This window comes from Gemmatimonas aurantiaca, from assembly GCF_037190085.1.
GTDB classification, from domain to species: domain Bacteria; phylum Gemmatimonadota; class Gemmatimonadetes; order Gemmatimonadales; family Gemmatimonadaceae; genus Gemmatimonas; species Gemmatimonas aurantiaca_A.
Genome location: NZ_JBBCJO010000005.1, coordinates 312,507 through 329,151 on the forward strand (window position 1 = coordinate 312,507; position 16,645 = coordinate 329,151).

At 65.7% G+C, this 16,645-nt stretch carries 15 protein-coding genes and 1 pseudogene; 15 read left to right on the plus strand and 1 reads right to left on the minus strand.

From position 1 onward, the window contains the following. Positions 1 to 2: 2 nt before the first annotated feature. The gene (gene dcd, locus WG208_RS07120) at positions 3 to 557 is read right to left on the minus strand and encodes a dCTP deaminase (RefSeq protein ID WP_337170645.1); all 555 of its coding nucleotides are present in this window, start codon (positions 555 to 557) and stop codon (positions 3 to 5) included. A gap of 225 nt (positions 558 to 782) precedes the next feature. Here dcd and WG208_RS07125 point away from each other — a divergent pair, with 225 nt between their 5' ends. The 15 genes and pseudogenes from WG208_RS07125 to WG208_RS07195 all read left to right on the plus strand — a co-directional run bounded on the left by WG208_RS07125 (position 783) and on the right by WG208_RS07195 (position 16,642). Continuing rightward, positions 783 to 1,187 (plus strand): NADH-quinone oxidoreductase subunit A, encoded by a 405-nt coding sequence (locus WG208_RS07125; RefSeq protein ID WP_337170646.1) that lies wholly within the window; start codon positions 783 to 785, stop codon positions 1,185 to 1,187. Positions 1,188 to 1,216: 29 nt separating this feature from the next. Beyond that, the gene (locus WG208_RS07130) at positions 1,217 to 1,816 is read left to right on the plus strand and encodes an NADH-quinone oxidoreductase subunit B family protein (RefSeq protein WP_345786970.1); all 600 of its coding nucleotides are present in this window, start codon (positions 1,217 to 1,219) and stop codon (positions 1,814 to 1,816) included. Next, positions 1,813 to 2,586: an NADH-quinone oxidoreductase subunit C gene (locus WG208_RS07135; RefSeq protein ID WP_337170648.1), complete on the plus strand. Its 774-nt coding sequence runs from the start codon at positions 1,813 to 1,815 to the stop codon at positions 2,584 to 2,586. The genes WG208_RS07130 and WG208_RS07135 overlap by 4 nt, the downstream gene beginning before the upstream one ends. 134 nt (positions 2,587 to 2,720) lie before the next feature. Further along, positions 2,721 to 3,890: an NADH dehydrogenase (quinone) subunit D gene (nuoD, locus tag WG208_RS07140; RefSeq protein ID WP_345786971.1), complete on the plus strand. Its 1,170-nt coding sequence runs from the start codon at positions 2,721 to 2,723 to the stop codon at positions 3,888 to 3,890. After that, a complete protein-coding gene (locus WG208_RS07145) occupies positions 3,887 to 4,438 on the plus strand; it encodes an NAD(P)H-dependent oxidoreductase subunit E (protein ID WP_337170650.1) in 552 nt (183 codons plus the stop codon). Before nuoD ends, WG208_RS07145 begins: the two co-directional genes overlap by 4 nt. Beyond that, a complete protein-coding gene (gene nuoF / locus WG208_RS07150; RefSeq protein WP_337170651.1) occupies positions 4,438 to 5,766 on the plus strand; it encodes an NADH-quinone oxidoreductase subunit NuoF in 1,329 nt (442 codons plus the stop codon). Before WG208_RS07145 ends, nuoF begins: the two co-directional genes overlap by 1 nt. A gap of 7 nt (positions 5,767 to 5,773) precedes the next feature. After that, the gene (locus WG208_RS07155) at positions 5,774 to 7,354 is read left to right on the plus strand and encodes a 2Fe-2S iron-sulfur cluster-binding protein (protein WP_337170652.1); all 1,581 of its coding nucleotides are present in this window, start codon (positions 5,774 to 5,776) and stop codon (positions 7,352 to 7,354) included. A gap of 77 nt (positions 7,355 to 7,431) precedes the next feature. Continuing rightward, positions 7,432 to 8,439, plus strand: a pseudogene (nuoH, locus tag WG208_RS07160) (NADH-quinone oxidoreductase subunit NuoH); the annotation flags it as partial. Positions 8,440 to 8,732: 293 nt separating this feature from the next. After that, a complete protein-coding gene (locus tag WG208_RS07165; protein ID WP_337170654.1) occupies positions 8,733 to 9,230 on the plus strand; it encodes an NADH-quinone oxidoreductase subunit I in 498 nt (165 codons plus the stop codon). Beyond that, positions 9,227 to 9,733: an NADH-quinone oxidoreductase subunit J gene (locus tag WG208_RS07170; protein ID WP_337170655.1), complete on the plus strand. Its 507-nt coding sequence runs from the start codon at positions 9,227 to 9,229 to the stop codon at positions 9,731 to 9,733. The genes WG208_RS07165 and WG208_RS07170 overlap by 4 nt, the downstream gene beginning before the upstream one ends. Further along, the gene (gene nuoK / locus WG208_RS07175) at positions 9,730 to 10,023 is read left to right on the plus strand and encodes an NADH-quinone oxidoreductase subunit NuoK (protein WP_337170656.1); all 294 of its coding nucleotides are present in this window, start codon (positions 9,730 to 9,732) and stop codon (positions 10,021 to 10,023) included. The genes WG208_RS07170 and nuoK overlap by 4 nt, the downstream gene beginning before the upstream one ends. Then, entirely contained in the window at positions 10,020 to 12,044 is a 2,025-nt protein-coding gene (gene nuoL, locus WG208_RS07180) for an NADH-quinone oxidoreductase subunit L (RefSeq protein ID WP_337170657.1), read from the plus strand. The genes nuoK and nuoL overlap by 4 nt, the downstream gene beginning before the upstream one ends. A gap of 2 nt (positions 12,045 to 12,046) precedes the next feature. Next, the gene (locus tag WG208_RS07185; RefSeq protein ID WP_337170658.1) at positions 12,047 to 13,621 is read left to right on the plus strand and encodes an NADH-quinone oxidoreductase subunit M; all 1,575 of its coding nucleotides are present in this window, start codon (positions 12,047 to 12,049) and stop codon (positions 13,619 to 13,621) included. 2 nt (positions 13,622 to 13,623) lie between these two features. Then, positions 13,624 to 15,186, plus strand: coding sequence for an NADH-quinone oxidoreductase subunit N (locus WG208_RS07190; RefSeq protein WP_337170659.1), 1,563 nt, complete (start codon positions 13,624 to 13,626; stop codon positions 15,184 to 15,186). 76 nt (positions 15,187 to 15,262) lie between these two features. Beyond that, complete coding sequence (locus tag WG208_RS07195) at positions 15,263 to 16,642, plus strand: phosphomannomutase/phosphoglucomutase (protein ID WP_337170660.1); 1,380 nt, start codon at positions 15,263 to 15,265, stop codon at positions 16,640 to 16,642. The last annotated feature ends 3 nt before the right edge of the window (positions 16,643 to 16,645 follow it).

Here is a 16,645-nt window from a genome sequence, read left to right on the forward strand (position 1 = left end):
TGTCAGATCCGGGGAAGCGTCACGCCATGCTGGCCCTGATACTTGCCCTTCTTGTCGCCGTAACTGACCTCGGGGGGCTCGTCGCCGGTGAAGAAGACGACCTGGGCAATGCCTTCGTTGGCGTAGATCTTGGCCGGCAGCGGCGTGGTATTGGAGATCTCGAGCGTCACGTAGCCCTCCCATTCCGGCTCGAAGGGCGTCACGTTCGTGATGATTCCACAGCGGGCATAGGTGCTCTTGCCCACGGTGATCGTCAGGACGTCGCGCGGGATGCGGAAGTATTCCACGCTGCGCGCCAGGGCAAACGAATTGGGCGGGACGATGCAGACATCGCCTTCGAACTCGACGAAGCTCTTCGGATCGAACGCTTTGGGATCGACGATGGAGTTCAGGACATTGGTGAAGATCCGGAACTCGCGGGCCACCCGCATGTCGTAGCCGTAGGAGCTGACGCCATAGGAGATGACGCCCTGGCGGACCTGGCGGTCCTCGAACGGTTCGATCATGCCGTGCTCGCGCGCCATGCGCGTGATCCAGCGGTCAGAGCAGAGCCCCATGTGGCGGTCGGGCGGAAGGTGGAGGGAGTCGAGACGCGGAACGCGGGACGCGAGATGCGGAACGCGGCATGCGGGAACCGGCCGGTTCCGCGGGTAACATAATCGGAATCGACGACCCGGAAAGGACCATGGTGCATACCGTTGAGAGATTCCGGTCCTCTGGGTAGCTTGCGACACTCTCTTTGTGAATTCTTTCACGAAGTACCCTGGAAGTTCCACGACGCGATGCTACGCAACTTTCTCCCGGTCCTGCTGCTCCTCGGTTTTGTCGTCCTGAACGCAGTGCTGATCCTCGGCATCGCGCACATGACGGTGAAGCCGCAGCCCACGCCGGTGAAGTCGATTCCGTACGAGTCCGGCATCACGCCGCTGGGCGACGCGCGGGAGCGCTTCTCGGTCAAGTTCTATCTCGTGGCCATGCTCTTCATCGTCTTCGACATCGAGACGGTGTTCATGATTCCGTGGGGGGTGTATTACCGACAGCTCTCCTGCGCCGTGCCGATGATGGATGGCGTCTGCCCCGCGGGACAGTTGTCGTTTTTCGGGCTGGGTGAGATGCTCGTCTTCGCGGCGATTCTCGTCGTGGGCTTCGTCTATGTCTGGAAGAAGGGAGCGTTGACGTGGGACTGATTCCGTCGACGGAAGGGCGCGCGTCGTCGATGATCACGGCGGTCGATGCCGGTGGGCATGACGGCTGGATCACCACGCGCCTCGACATGCTCGTGAACTGGGGGCGTGCCGGCTCGCTGTGGCCGATGCCCTTCGGCACCGCGTGCTGCGCCATCGAGTTCATGGCCACCGCGGCGAGCCGCTTCGATCTGTCGCGTTTCGGCATGGAACGGTTGAGCTATTCGCCGCGCCAGGCCGACGTGCTGTTGTGCGCGGGCCGCGTGCCGCTCAAGCTGGCGCCGGTGCTGCGCCGCATCTATCAGCAGATGCCGCAACCCAAGTGGGTCATTTCCATGGGCGCCTGCGCGTCCACGGGCGGCATGTTCGACAATTACGCGGTCGTGCAGGGGATCGACACCATCATCCCCGTGGACGTGTACGTGCCCGGCTGCCCGCCGCGCCCGGAAGCGTTGATGCACGCCATCATCATGCTCCAGAAGAAGGTCATGCGGGAGCGTCTCAAGGACAGCACGCGACACGTGGAGATCGAACCGGATCCCACGAGTCAGCTGTACATCCCTCCGTCGCGCATCGACGAACTGTCGGAGCCGTTCGGCAACTCGGTCAATCAAACTCGCTCCGCGCCGTGACCGCGCCGGTTGCAGCGTCCGGCGCTCCGGGTGGAGCGCCCGAAACGGCGGCACCCGTGGAGTCGGTGCCGGTGGTCCACGCCTCCGTGGCCGCCGACACGAACGGCGCGCCGATCACGCCGGTGAACATTCCGCGCACGGGTGCGCCCGCCAATCCGTCGGCGGCGGCGCTCGTGGCGCGTTTTGGCGCCGACATCGTGCGCACCGAGGTGATCTGGGGCGAGACCATCGTGTATGTCACGAAGGCCCGCCTGCACGACATCGTGCGCTGGCTGCACGACGAGCCCACCGAGCGGTACGACTATCTCGTGGACGTGACGGCCGTGGAATACCGCGATGCCGATCGCCCCATCGAGGTGGTGTGGCATCTGCGCGCACTGCAGCATCGCCGGTTCCTGCGCCTCAAGGTCGAACTGCCCAAGCGGGGTCCGCTCGAGATCGCCAGCGTGTACGACATCTACAGCGGCGCCGACTGGCTCGAGCGCGAATGTTACGACATGTTCGGGATCACTTTCACGGGGCATCCCGATCTGCGCCGGCTGCTGCTGTGGGAGAACTATCGCGAAGGGTATCCGCTGCGGAAGGATTTCCCGCTGCGCGGCCGCTTCTCGCGCTCCGAGCAGTTGGCGCAGGTGCTCTCCGCCGATCCGGAAGCCCGCTACTCCATGGAGGAGTTGTCGATCGCCGAGGCGTTCGATTCCCTCCCGGAAGACATGAAGCGGCGCCTCGCCGATCGCGCGGCGCACGGTGACCTGAAGGAGGGCGAATGAGCGCCCGTCGCACCATCGAAGTGGCGTTGGGCACGAGCGGTCTCGACGCGAAGGGGCAGCCCATCCGGGCACCGCTCGTCGCGCAGAATGGTCGCGCCGTGGCCGTGGAATCGCCGCAGACGCCGGAGCCCGATCTGGCGTCGGATCACATGCTCATCAACATCGGACCGCAGCATCCGGCCACGCACGGTGTGTTGCGGCTGGTGCTCGAACTCGATGGCGAAACCGTCGTGCGCTGCATTCCGCACATCGGTTATCTGCATTGCGGATTCGAGAAGATCGGCGAGTACCGGCAGTACAATCAGATCATCCCGTGGACCGACCGCGAGGACTATCTCAACTCGCCCGGCAACAACGTCGCGTTCGTGCTCGGCGCGGAGCGGCTCTTCGGCGTGGGGATGACCGAGCGGTGCAAGGTGCTGCGCGTGATCCTGATGGAACTCTCGCGCATCATCTCGCACAACGTGTGGCTGGGCACCACGTCGGTGGACATCGGCGCGTTCACGCCGTTCCTGTGGATGTTCCAGGAACGCGAGAACGTGTACAACCTGCTCGAAGGCTGGGTGGGCGCGCGTCTGACCACCACCGCTACGCGCGTGGGCGGTCTGGCCGCCGACATTCCCGATGGCTGGCTGGATGGACTCAAGGCGTTCCTCAAGGGCTTCTCGAAGACGCTCGAGGAATCGGTGCGTATGCTCGAGACCAACGCCATCTGGGCGGGACGCACGGTGGGCCTCGGCGCCATCAGCGCGCACGATGCCGTCAACGCCGGCCTGTCCGGTCCGATGCTGCGTGCATCGGGCGTGGCGTACGACGTGCGCAAGGATTTCCCGTACCTCGATTACGAGACGTACGACTTCGAAGTGCCCGTGGGCACCACGGGCGACGTGTACGATCGTTTCCTCGTGCGCGTGGAGGAGATGCGGCAGAGTGTGCGCATCATCGAGCAGGCCATTCAGCGGCTGCCCGACGGACCGATCAACATCGACGATCCGCGGCTCATCCTGCCGCCCAAGCACAAGGCCACGAGCGAGATGGAATCGATGATCCATCACTTCAAGCTCGTGATGGAAGGCCCGCGTCCGCCGGCCGGTGAGTGCTACGTGGCGGTGGAGAGCCCGAAGGGTGAAAAAGGCTATTACTTCGTGAGCGACGGGACCGCAAAACCGGTGCGCTGGCGCATCCGTCCGCCGTCGTTCGTGAACCTGTCCGCGATTCCGAAGATGGTCGAAGGCCATCTGCTCTCGGACGTGATCGCGATCAACGCCAGCATCGACATCGTGATGGGAGAGATCGACCGGTGAGTCACGGCCCGTCTGCCAGCGGCGGCGCCCTCGTCGCCGCGCCACCGCACGGCCATCATCATGACGAGCCGCACGAGCCGGTGTTTGTCGGCGAGAGGCGCGCGGAACTCGACAGGATCCTGGCGCGCTATCCCAGCAAACAGGCCGCGCTGCTGCCGGCTCTGTGGATGCTGCAGGACGCCCGTGGCTGGGTGAGTGAAGCCGGCATCGAGGAAGTCGCGGCCGCGCTGGAGATCACGCCCGCCTACGTGAAGGGTGTGGTCACGTTCTACACCATGTATCACCAGCATCCGGTCGGGAAATACTTCATCCAGGTGTGCACCACGACGCCCTGCAACGTGTGCGGCGCCGAGGATGTGGTGAAGGCGTTCCTCGAACACACGGGGTGTGAGGACCTCGGGCTCACCAGCCCCGACGGCAAGTACACGGTCATCGAGGTGGAATGCCTCGGGGCCTGCGGTTTTGCCACGCCGGTGCAGATCAACAACGACTACGTCGAATCCGTGACGCCCGAGTCGGTGCCGCGTATTCTGTCGGAGCTGAAGTAATGGGCTATCCGCATCCGTCGCACCCGCGCGAAACGCCGGTGCTGTCGAAGTATTTCGGCGATCCCGAGGCGCGCACGCTGGCCGGCTGGCGCGCGCGTGGTGGTTATGAAGCGCTCGAAAAGGCGCTCGCCACCGACCCCGTGGAGATCCAGAATCTGGTGAAGGATTCCGGCCTGCGCGGTCGCGGCGGCGCCGGCTTCCCGACGGGCATGAAGTGGTCGTTCATGAAGCCCGACGGCAAGCCGCACTACCTCTGCTGCAACGGCGACGAATCCGAACCGGGCACGTTCAAGGATCGGGAGATCATGCGCTGGACGCCGCACGGTCTCGTGGAAGGGGTCGCGCTTGGCGCGCATGCCATCTACGCCGAAACCGCGTACATCTATATCCGCGGCGAGTTCACCGAGCCGTATGCGCGGGTCTCCAGAGCCATCGAAGAAGCGTACGCCGCCGGCATCCTTGGTGCGAACGCGATGGGCACGGGCAAGCGCATCGACGTGCACGTGCACCGCGGGGCGGGTGCGTACATCTGCGGCGAAGAAACCGCGCTCATGAATTCGCTGGAAGGGCGCCGTGGCAACCCGCGCATCAAGCCGCCGTTCCCGGCGGTGGCGGGTCTTTTCGGCAAGCCCACCACGATCAACAACGTGGAAACGCTCACCGCCGTGCCGTACATCGTGAAGAACGGCGCGGAGTGGTACAAGCAGTTCGGTCGTCCCGACAATCCGAAGAGCATCGGCACCAAGCTCTTCTCGGTGTGCGGCAACATCACACGTCCGGGCAACTACGAGGTCGCGCTGGGATTCCCGTTCAAGGAGTTCCTGTACGATCTCTGCGGTGGACCGCTGCCCGGTCGTGAGATCAAGGCGGTGATTCCCGGCGGTTCATCGGTACCCATCCTCACGCGTGAGGAAGCCGAAGGCGCGCTGATGGATTACGAAGGCATGGTCGCCGCCGGCACGATGCTGGGTTCGGGCGGTGTGATCGTGTTCGACGACCGGCAGGACATGGTGCGACAGATCGCGCGGCTCACGCGCTTCTACGCCCACGAGAGCTGCGCGCAGTGTTCGCAGTGCCGCGAAGGCACGGCGTGGACCACGCGCATCATGGAACGCATCCGCGACGGGCAGGGCACGGCCGAGGATCTCGACACGCTCCTGTCCATCGCCGACAACATGAGCGGCAAGACGATCTGCGTGCTCAGCGACTCGTGCGCCACGCCGGTCGTTTCGGGGTTGAAGAAGTTCCGTCACGAGTTCGAGGCGAAGATCGCCGCGAATCGTTCGAAGGTCACCGTGCCGGGGGCGCCGCGCGCCTCCGCGGCGTGAGGACACGATGGCTGACGTGAAGATGGTGTCGCTCACGATCGAAGGCCGTCCGGTCACCGTACCGGACGGCACGTCGATCCTGGAGGCAGCGAAGAGCGCCGGCGTGCTCGTGCCGCACTACTGCTACCACCCGGGACTCCCGGTGGCCGGTGTGTGCCGCATGTGCCTGGTGGAAGTGGAGAAGTTCCCCAAGCTCGCCCCGGCCTGCGCGACGGCGGTGGGTGAGGGGCAGGTCGTGCACGTGCACTCGCCCAAGGCGCTCGAAGCGCGCAAGGGCGTGCTCGAGTTCCTGCTCATCAATCATCCGCTCGACTGCCCGATCTGCGATCAGGCGGGTGAGTGCGAATTGCAGGACTACACGTTTGCCGAAGGGCCGAAGGAATCGCGTCTGCGCGAACCCAAGCGCTTCAGCCCGATGCAGGATTTCGGCGGAGACGTGCTGTACGTGCAGAACCGCTGCATCCTCTGCACGCGCTGCGTGCGCTTCATGAGCGACGTGGCGCAGGATCCCGTGCTCAATGTGTCCGAGCGTGGCGATCGCGCCTTCATCGGCAAGGCCGAGGGACACGACCTCACCAACCCGTGGGCCGGCAATGTCGTCGACCTGTGCCCCGTTGGGGCACTGCTGTCGAAGGACTTCCTGAACAAGGCCCGCGCGTGGGAGCTCGATCGTGCGGCCACGGTCTGCACGGGGTGCAGTCAGGGGTGCAACATCGTCGCCGAGATGCGCGACAATGTGGTGGTGCGATTCAAGCCGCGGCCGAACACGGAAGTCAACCAGTACTACATGTGCGAAGTGGGTCGTCAGGGCTATCGCGAATTCAACCGTCGCGATCGTGCCGATCAACCCCTCGTGCGTACGAACGCCGGTCTCGACATCGTCGACTGGGAAGACGCGATCGCAGCCGCGGCGCAGGTCACCGAGGGACATCGTCTGGTGGTGCTGGCCTCGCCGAATCTGTCCAACGAATCGCTGTTCCTGCTGGAACGCATGATCGCCGAACGGAATGGAACGGGCGTGTTCCGCCTCACGCGCGGCGACGAAGCGGCGCTGCCCGGCGTGAACGATCTCGCGTTGCGCGCCGAACGTGCGGCCAATGCCACCGGCGCACGCGCGCTCGGTTTCAGCGAAGTGTCGCAGCTCACCGGCACACTGCATGACGGGGATGTGCTCTTCGTGGTGGGCGACCAGCTCGATGGCATCGAGGCGGCCGAACTCGCGCGGGCCAGTGCCATCGTCTACATCGGTACGGCGATGCCGGCGGCGATCGAAGCCCGCGTGGCGGTGGTGCTGCCGGTGACCAACACGCTCGAGGAAGAAGGCACGTTCACCAATCTGCGGGGACGCGTGCAGCGGTACCTGCAGGCGCGCACGGCGCCGGGTGTGGCGCGTCCCACATGGTATGTGCTGGCCGATGTGTTGTCCGCCGTGGGTGGCAACGGCCGGTTCTATCTCCCGTCGGAGGTCTTTGCGGCGCTGAGCGCGACGCATGGCACGTTCGCCGGTCTCGACTATGAAGTGCTGGGGCTGCGTGGTTTGCCGCTGGCTCCCGCGGGCGCATCGGCCACCGCCGAGGTGGCTGTATGATCGGGATGCAGGTGATGGCGGCCATCGACCTGGCGCGCTGGTTTCCCAAAGCCGATCCGCAACAGGCACCGGCCGCCATCGGAACATTCGTGGCGGCGAGCGTCGTGAAGATCCTCGTGGTCTTCGCGGTGTGGATGGGCACGGTGGCCATGCTCACGCTGGTCGAGCGCAAGATGGCGGCGTGGTTCCAGGATCGTCGCGGCCCCAACCGCGCGGGGCCGGGTGGCATCCTGCAGCCGGTGGCCGATGGCATCAAGAACTTCATGAAGGAAGAGACCAATCCGCCGTTCGCGGATCGCTGGCTGTTCCTCATCGCGCCGGCACTGGCGTTCATTCCGGCCATGCTGACCTGGGCGGTGATTCCGCTGGCGGCACCGCTGCCCACGCCGTGGGGGCTGATCGACATGGCCGTCGCACCGCTGCCGGTGGGCTTCCTGTTCACGCTCGCCATCTCGTCACTTGGCGTGTACGGCATCGTGCTGGCGGGCTGGTCGTCGAACAACAAGTACGCGCTGCTGGGCGGTCTGCGTTCCAGCGCGCAGATGGTGTCGTACGAGATCGCCATGAGCATGTCCACCATTCCAGTGCTGCTGCTCGCCGGCAACGTGTCGCTCGATGCGATCGTGCTGCAGCAGGCGGGCATGGGGTGGAACGTGCTGTCGCTGACGGTGGCGTGGTTCACGTTCCTCGTAGCGGCCTTCGCGGAAACGAACCGTCTGCCGTTCGATCTGCCCGAAGCCGAGTCGGAACTCGTGGCCGGTTATCACACGGAATACAGCGGCATGAAGTTCTCGATGTTCTTCATCGCCGAGTATTCCAACATGATCACGGTGAGCGCGCTCACGGCCACGCTGTTCTTCGGCGGCTGGGATCTGCCCTTCACGCAGTGGGACAACGTGGCGCCGTTCACCGTGCTCAAGACGCTGGTGACGCTGCTGGTGTTCATGTTCAAGGTCGGCGCGTTCATCTTCCTGTTCATGTGGGTGCGCTGGACGCTGCCGCGCTTCCGCTATGACCAGCTCATGTCGCTGGGGTGGAGCATCATGCTGCCGGTGGCGCTGGCCTACATCGTGATCATCGCGACCGCCACGCTCGGTCTCGACGCGCTCGGCGTGACGCGTGGCCCGCTGTTCTCGCTGGCGCTGCTCGGGTTGAACGTGGTGTTGATCGCGATCCTGCTGACCTGGCTCGATCGCGGCAAGCTGATCAGCCCGGCCAGTGCGCGCGTGGCGCCCGTCGATCTCGAGCGCCTGCAGGCACGCGGACTCGATCTGTCGCGCCGGAAGCTGGCCGCGGTGTCCGCGCCGCTGGCCGCGTCAGCGTCCGTTCCGACGCCGGCCACGGCTGCCGCCGGGGCGATTTCCGAGGGAGGCAACTGATGGCGATCGGCGTGAAGGTCATGCAACGTCCGCTGGAGCGGGTGAGCTACATCCGCTCCACGCTCGCGGGCATGGCCACCACCTTCAAGCACCTGGTCGATCCGCACAAGGTCACGATGCAGTATCCCGAGACCAAGTGGGATCTGTCGCCGCGCTGGCGCGGCACGCATCGCATGCTCACCACCGAGGACGGCAAGGCCAAATGTGTGGCGTGCGGTCTGTGCCCCACGGTGTGCCCAGCCAACTGCATCAAACTCACGCCCGGTGAGGACGAGCAGGGCAACCGGTATCCACTCGTGTTCGAGATCGACGAATTCCGCTGCATCTTCTGTGGCTACTGCCAGGAAGTATGCCCGGAAGAAGCCATCCATCTCGGGCGCCACTACGAAAACGCCGAATACGATCGGGCCTCGTTCATCTACGATCTGGAACGGCTGACTGCCCAGACGCATCCGGTGAGCGAACTGTGGGATCCTGCTGACCCGAAGGGCGAATGAACGCCTTCTATCAGTTCCAGTTCTATCTCTTCTCGCTCCTGGCCATCGTGTCGGCGCTGCTGTTCGTCACGCGCCGCAACCCGGTGCCGGCGGCGCTGTGGCTGGTGAACGTGATGTTCGCGCTCGCCGGCCTGTACGTCATGCTGGACGCGCCGTTCGTCGGTGTCATCCAGGTGCTGGTGTACGCCGGCGCGATCATGGTCACGTTCGTGTTCGTGGTCATGCTGCTCAATCTCGGCCGCGCCGAACTCACCGATCTCCGCTCCCTCGGGGCGCGACTCGGGGCAGGGCTGGTGGGCCTCGGTCTCCTGGCCAACCTGCTCGTGGTGCTGCGCCAGCGACTGCCCGCACCCCAGCCCGTGGTGGTGTCGGACAACGTGGTGGAGCCGGTGGCCGCATCGCTCTTCACCGATTATCTCGTGGCGTTCGAACTGACCAGTCTCGTGCTGCTCGTGGCCGTCATCGGCGCGGTGCTGCTGGCCAAGCGGCGGGTGACGACATGATCACCGAAGCGCTCATCGTCTCGGCGATTCTCTTCGCCATCGGCGTCATCGGTGTGCTGACACGCCGCAACGCCATCATCCTGTTCATGTGCGCGGAGCTGATGCTCAACGCCGTGAACCTCAGCTTCGTGGCGTTCTCGCGGCTCCACGGTGTCACCGGCCATGTGTTCGTGGTGATGGTGATGACCATCGCCGCCGCCGAAGCCGCCATCGGACTGGCCATCGTGATCGCGATCTACCGGCACTTCGGGACCGTGGACCTGTCGAACCTTCGCACCCTCCGCGGATGATCGCCGCTCTGCTGCCTTTCCTCATCCTGCTGCCGCTGCTCGGCTTCGTGGTGAACGGCGCCGTAGCGCTGACCCGCGCCAGTGCGGCCGGCGACGCGCGCACCACGGCGCGGCATCCGCTGGTGTCGATCGTGGGCCCGGGCGTGATCATCGCCGCGTTCGCCGTGGCGATGGCGCTGTTCATGCGCATGCGTGTGGGCATGGCCGGCCCGGCGATCGTCACGCTGGGACAGTGGACGCCCGTGGGCAACCTGGTCGTCGACTGGAGCTTCCAGCTCGATCAGCTCTCCATGGTGATGGTGCTCGTCATCACCGGCGTGGGTTCGCTCATCCATCTGTTCTCGATCGGCTACATGCAGGACGATCCGGGATACGCGCGGTATTTCGCGTATCTCAATCTGTTCGTGGCCTTCATGCTGGTGCTGGTGCTCGGCGGCAGCTATCCGGTGATGTTCGTGGGTTGGGAAGGCGTGGGACTCGCGTCGTATCTGCTCATCGGATTCTGGTTCAGCGACAAGGCCAACGCCGACGCGGGCAAGAAGGCCTTCGTGGTCAATCGCGTGGGGGACTTCGGGTTCCTGATCGCGATGTTCCTGATCTGGGCCACCACGCAGCATCTCGATTTCGTGGGCGCGCACGAAGTGCTCGGCGGCATGGGCGGTACGCCCGTGGTGCTCGCCATTGCGCTGCTGCTGTTCGTCGGCTGTGCCGGCAAGAGCGCGCAGTTGCCGCTCTACATCTGGCTGCCCGACGCCATGGCGGGTCCGACGCCCGTCTCCGCGCTCATCCACGCCGCCACGATGGTGACGGCCGGTGTGTATCTCGTGGCCCGTGCGGCGCCCATCTTCGCCGGTGCGCCCGAAGCCTCGCTGGTGGTCACCATCATCGGCGCCCTCACGGCGATCTTCGCCGCGACCATCGCGCTCCGCCAGTGGGACATCAAGAAGGTGCTGGCGTACTCCACCGTCTCCCAGCTCGGCTACATGTTCGTGGGCGTGGGCAGCGGCGCGTACACGGCCGGCGTGTTCCATCTCGTCACGCATGCCTTCTTCAAGGCACTGCTGTTCCTCGGCGCCGGCTCGGTGATCCACGCCATGCATCAGGCGTATCATCACACACATCGGCACGACGATCCGCAGGACCTCCGCAACATGGGTGGCCTCGCGCGCTTCATGCCGGCCACGGCGGGCGCGATGACGCTGGCCACACTGGCCATCGCCGGTGTGCCGCCGTTGGCCGGGTTCTTCTCCAAGGACGAGATCCTCGCCAATGTCTTCGCGCGCGCGCACGGTTCACCGCTGGCCAATGCGTCGCTGCTGGGCATTCCGGGCAGCACCGTGTTGTACATCGCCTATGGTCTGGGTATCGTCACGGCGTTGCTCACGGCGATCTACATGACGCGCATGCTGCTCATGGCGTTCTATGGTGAGAATCGCACCGGTGAAGCGGAACAGAGCGCGCTGCACGAAGCCCCGCTCGTCATGACGGGACCGGTGCTCGTGCTTGGCGTGCTCACCCTGATCGGCGGCTGGCTCAACCTGCCGGCGCTGCTGCCCATGGGACCGGTGGGTGTGCTCGAACACTGGCTTGCGCCGGTCACCGCCGGCAGCGCCGCGCGACTGGCCGGAGAAGGGCATCTGTCGCACGAAACAGAATGGGTGCTGGTGGGCATCGCCACGGGCGTGGCGCTGCTCGGCATCGTGCTGGCGCTCGTGCTCTACCGGAAGCCGATGGCCGACAAGGCGCATACACCGGAAGACACCAGTCTGCTCGCCCGCGCCTATGGCGTGGACGGTATCGTGGACACCGTCATCGTGCGTCCGGTGAGTGCCGTGGCCGACACAGTGCTCGCCCGCGGCGTCGATCGTGGCGTCGACCGGACCTTCTCGCTCGGAGGCTCGCTGCTCTCGCGCACGGCGTCGCTGATGGGGAACAAGTTGCAGGATGGTGATGTGGGCAAGTACGCGTGGCTGCTCGCGGTCGGTGCCCTGGCGTTGATTGCCGCCCTCACGCTGAGCTGACGATGCGCGACGTGCTGCTTTCTCTTGGAATCGATCGCTGGGTGCTGCCGGCGATGCTGGTGTGGCCCATCGTAGCGTCGGTGCTCGTGCGCCTTGGCGGGCGTGATGTCTCACGCGATGAAGCCGGTACGGAAGCGCCGAGTGGCGGTCCGGACGCGCGCACGCTCACGCTGATCGCCCTGGGTATCGAAGCGCTGCTGGCCGTGGCCCTCTGGGGGGTGTTCGACCCCGACGCCCGCGGATGGCAGGCGCGTGTGGACATCGCCTGGCTCGCCGATCTGGGTGCGACCATCAGCCTGGGCGTGGACGGTCTCTCGCTGCCGCTGGTGATGCTCACGGCGTTCATCGTGCCGCTCGCGCTGCTGGGCTCGTGGAACAACGTGCGTGTGCGTACGCCCGCGTTCGGCGGACTGCTGATGCTGCTCACCGCCGGCCTGGTGGGCGTCTTCATCACACTCGATCTGCTGGCGTTCTATCTGGCGTGGGAACTGATGCTCATTCCCACCTACCTGCTGGTGGGTGTGTGGGGCGCGGCGGGCACATCACGGGCCAGTCTCCGGTATGTGCTCTTCACGCTGGTGGGCTCGCTGCTGATGCTGGTGGCCATCATCGCGCTCTGGAACGCGGGCGGGGGTACCTCGCTCCATCTGGACACGCTGTTGCAGGTGACGCTGTCGCCGAGCACGCAGTTCTGGATGTTCATCGCGTTCTTCGTGGCCTTCGCGGTGAAGTCGGCGCTGGTGCCATTCCATACCTGGTTGCCCGACGCGCAGAGCGCGGCACCCACGGTGGCCGCCATCACGCTGGGTCTCAAGGTAGGTGCGTACGCGATCCTGCGATTCGCCATTCCGCTCTTTCCAGCGGCGGCGATGCATCCCACGGTACGCATGACCATTCTCGTGCTCTCGGCCGTCGCCGTGGTGTACGGCGCGCTGGTGGCCATGGCGCAGCGTGATTTCAAGCGTGTGATCTCGTACAGCTCCATCAGTCACCTCGGCCTCATCATGCTGGGCTGCTTCGCGCTCACGCAGCAGAGCGTGCAGGGCGCGGTGATGAGCATCATCAGCAGCGGGCTCGCCACCGCCGCGCTCTTCCTCGCCGCGGGCATGCTGGAAGACCGGCGCGGCACCACCGCGTTCTCCGCCTTCGGTGGACTGGCACGCGTGGTGCCCTGGTTCAGCGTGACGCTGGTCATCGCCATGCTGTCCACGGTCGCGCTGCCCGGCACCATCGGATTCATCGGCGAGTTCCTCGTGCTGATCGGCACGTACGCGGAGTATCCGGTGCTGGCCGTCGTGGCCACGTCGGGCGTGATATTCGCGGCAGTGTACGGCCTGCGTACGCTGCAGCAACTGCTCTTCGAGCAGGTGGATACCGAGAGCAACGGCACGCTTCCCGACCTCTCCGGTCGTGAGCGGTTCGTCATGGTCGCGCTGGTGGCGGCCATGGTGTATCTCGGCGTCGCCCCGCATGCCATCCTGCAGCGCGCGGATCGTGCGTCGCAGACCCTGATCGAGTCGGTTCGGTTCGGCCCCAACGCCCCGACGACGCTTCCGCCCGTGTCGCTGAGTCGCTGACGATGCCTGAGGTCATGTCTGCCGGCGCGATTCTTCGCGCCCTGCTTCCCGAGTTGCTGCTCTCCGCCGGCGCCATGGTGCTGCTGCTGGTGTCGGTCTGGACACCGCAGGGCAATCAGTCGGGCGCTGCCGAAGGTGCCGAGCGCACGTCCATGCTCGCGCGATTCGGCGCGGTGCTCTGCCTGCTGGTCGGTCTGGCGGTGGTCATCGCCTGGGGCGATGGCGCGGCGGGCACTCCCGATGGACGCATCGCCGGTGATGGATTCCGGTGGGCGATGGATCTGATCATCCTGCTCGGCACGGCGCTCTTCCTGCTGCTGCTCGAAGCCGAGCATCAGCGCAGTGCGGCGTTCGGTCCGGAAGTGCCCGCGCTGGCGCTGCTGGCCGCCACGGGCATGATGGTGCTCGCCGCCGCGCGCGATCTGATGTACGTCTTCATCGGCATCGAGCTGATGTCGCTCGCAGTGTACGTGCTGGCCGGTGTGAACCGCCGGAGCGCGCGCAGTGCGGAAGCGGCGGTGAAGTACTTCCTGCTCGGCGCGGTCTCGTCGGGATTCCTGCTGTACGGCATGGCCCTGCTGTTCGGCGCCACCGGCAGCACCCGTCTCGCCGACATCGCGCAGTGGGCGGGAGCGCAGGCCATCCTGTCGCCGCTGTTCATGGCCGGTGTGGCCCTGCTGCTCGTGGGGTTTGCGTTCAAGGTGGCGGCCGCGCCGTTCCATCTGTGGACACCCGACGTGTACGACGGCGCGCCGCTGCCGGTGACGGCGTTCATGTCGGCCACCGTGAAGACGGCGGGATTTGCCGTATTCGCGCGGGTGATGGTGGAGGCCCTGCCGAGCGCCATGCCGCGCTGGCACATGGGCGTCTGGTGGCTCGCCGTGGCGACCATGGTGGTGGGCAACGTCTTCGCGCTCTCGCAGCGCAATCTCGTGCGCATGCTCGCTTACTCCAGCATCGCGCACGCCGGGTATCTGATGGTGTCCATCGTGGTGGGCGGCGCGGCCGGCACGTCGGCGCTGATCTTCTACGTGGTGTCGTACACACTGGCCACGATGGGCGCGTTCGGTGTGCTGATCACCATCAATGCGGGACGCGATCGTTCGCCCACGCTCGATGACATCGCCGGGCTCTGGCTGGTGCGGCCGTGGCTCGCGATGGCGATGACCATCTTCCTGCTCGCGTTCATGGGCATGCCGCTGCTCGGCGGCATGGGCTTCTTCGCCAAGTGGTACATCCTGCAGGCCGCGTTGCAGGCGCCGTCACCACAGACCATCCTCGCGGTGGTGCTGGTGCTCACGAGCGCGGTGTCGGCGGCGTACTACCTCACGGTGGTGTCGGCGATGTTCATGCGCCCGCGCCCCGAGGCACAGCCCGTGCCTTCCACCACGCCCGCCAATCAGTCGCTCATCGTGATGGCGGCGGTGATGCTGCTCATCTTCGGTGTGTATCCCTCGCCCATCATGCAGGTCGCGCGCCGGGCACTCACCACGGCGCCCACCCAGACGACCCCCGCCGCACCGCGCGGTGAGGTACGTTTGCAGACGGCCAGCATGCCGCGCTGACGTGCTGCCGACTCGCTGCTGATTCGCCGCACGGGTCTTCCGGGCCCGTCGATCCCGTCTTCGCCCCTTCAGTGACATGGCCATCAGTCAGACCATTTTCCGGCAGTACGACGTTCGCGGAATCGTTGGACAGGACCTGACCGAAGAGGTCGCGTACGGACTGGGGCGGGGATACGCCGCGCTGCTCGCTGCCCGTGGTGTGCAGGGGGCGGTGGCCGTGGGACGTGACAACCGGCCCAGCGGCACCGCGCTGCGGGATGCGCTGGTGCGCGGCCTCACCGAGTGTGGTGTGGACGTGGTGGACGTGGGCGTCGTGCCCACACCGCTGCTGTACTGGACGCTGCACCATGAGCCGGTGGTGGGCGGCATTCAGATCACGGGGTCACACAACCCGCCCGAGTACAACGGCTTCAAGATGTGCCTCGGCACCGCGTCGCTGCACGGCGCGGACATTCAGACGCTGTATCAGCTCATCATCGATGGTGCGTTTCCGACGGGGCAGGGCGCGGTGCGCCATGTCGAAGTCATCGACCGGTACGTGCACGACATCGTCGCGAAGATCGGTCGTATCGCACACCCCGACGGGACGCCGCTCAAGGTCGTGTACGACTGCGGCAACGGCGCGGGTGCGCTGGTCGCGCCGCAACTCATGCAGGCGCTGGGGGTGGACGGCATCGGCCTCTTCACCGAAAGCGACGGCAGTTTTCCCAATCATCACCCCGATCCCACCGTCCCCGAAAACCTCGAGGACTGCATCGCCGCGGTGAAAGCCTCCGGTGCCGAACTCGGGGTGGCCTTCGACGGCGATGCCGATCGCATCGGCGTGGTGGATCGTGATGGTCGCATCATCTGGGGTGATCACATCCTGATCCTCTATGCCCGCGATGTGCTCACGCGCACCGGTGTCGGACAGCCCATCATCTTCGATGTGAAGTGTTCGCAGGCGCTCACCGATGGGATCGAAAAGGCGGGCGGCACCCCCGTGATGTGGAAGACCGGACACTCCCTCATCAAGGACAAGATGAAGGCGATGCACGCGCCCATCGCCGGGGAGATGTCGGGGCACATGTTCTTCACCGAAGGGTTCTACGGCCACGATGATGCGCTCTACGCGGCGGCGCGGTTGCTCCGCATCGTCGCCGATTCGGGCCGGCGCATCGACGAACTGCTGGCCGATGTGCCGCACTTCGTCTCCACGCCGGAAATCCGCATCGATACCGACGACGCGACCAAGTTCGCGATCATGGCACGGGCGGTGCCGCACTTCACCGCCTCGCACGACGTGATCGACGTGGACGGCGTGCGGGTGCTCTTCGGCGACGGATGGGGATTGCTCCGCGCGTCCAACACGCAGCCGGTCATCGTGGCCCGCTACGAAGCCCGCACCGAAGCGCGTCTGGCCGAGATCCGCGGCGTGATGGAAGGCTGGCTGCGCGAACAGGGCGTCACGCTCTGATCG

Coding starts and splice junctions, on each gene's coding strand:
- WG208_RS07155 (WP_337170652.1), top strand. CDS start 5,774: ATGGCTGACGTGAAGATGGTGTCGCTCACGATCGAAGGCCGTCCGGTC.
- WG208_RS07195 (WP_337170660.1), top strand. CDS start 15,263: ATGGCCATCAGTCAGACCATTTTCCGGCAGTACGACGTTCGCGGAATC.
- WG208_RS07130 (WP_345786970.1), top strand. CDS start 1,217: ATGATCACGGCGGTCGATGCCGGTGGGCATGACGGCTGGATCACCACG.
- WG208_RS07125 (WP_337170646.1), top strand. CDS start 783: ATGCTACGCAACTTTCTCCCGGTCCTGCTGCTCCTCGGTTTTGTCGTC.
- WG208_RS07165 (WP_337170654.1), top strand. CDS start 8,733: ATGGCGATCGGCGTGAAGGTCATGCAACGTCCGCTGGAGCGGGTGAGC.
- nuoF (WP_337170651.1), top strand. CDS start 4,438: ATGGGCTATCCGCATCCGTCGCACCCGCGCGAAACGCCGGTGCTGTCG.
- nuoL (WP_337170657.1), top strand. CDS start 10,020: ATGATCGCCGCTCTGCTGCCTTTCCTCATCCTGCTGCCGCTGCTCGGC.
- WG208_RS07170 (WP_337170655.1), top strand. CDS start 9,227: ATGAACGCCTTCTATCAGTTCCAGTTCTATCTCTTCTCGCTCCTGGCC.
- WG208_RS07185 (WP_337170658.1), top strand. CDS start 12,047: ATGCGCGACGTGCTGCTTTCTCTTGGAATCGATCGCTGGGTGCTGCCG.
- nuoK (WP_337170656.1), top strand. CDS start 9,730: ATGATCACCGAAGCGCTCATCGTCTCGGCGATTCTCTTCGCCATCGGC.
- dcd (WP_337170645.1), bottom strand. CDS start 557: ATGGGGCTCTGCTCTGACCGCTGGATCACGCGCATGGCGCGCGAGCAC.
- WG208_RS07190 (WP_337170659.1), top strand. CDS start 13,624: ATGCCTGAGGTCATGTCTGCCGGCGCGATTCTTCGCGCCCTGCTTCCC.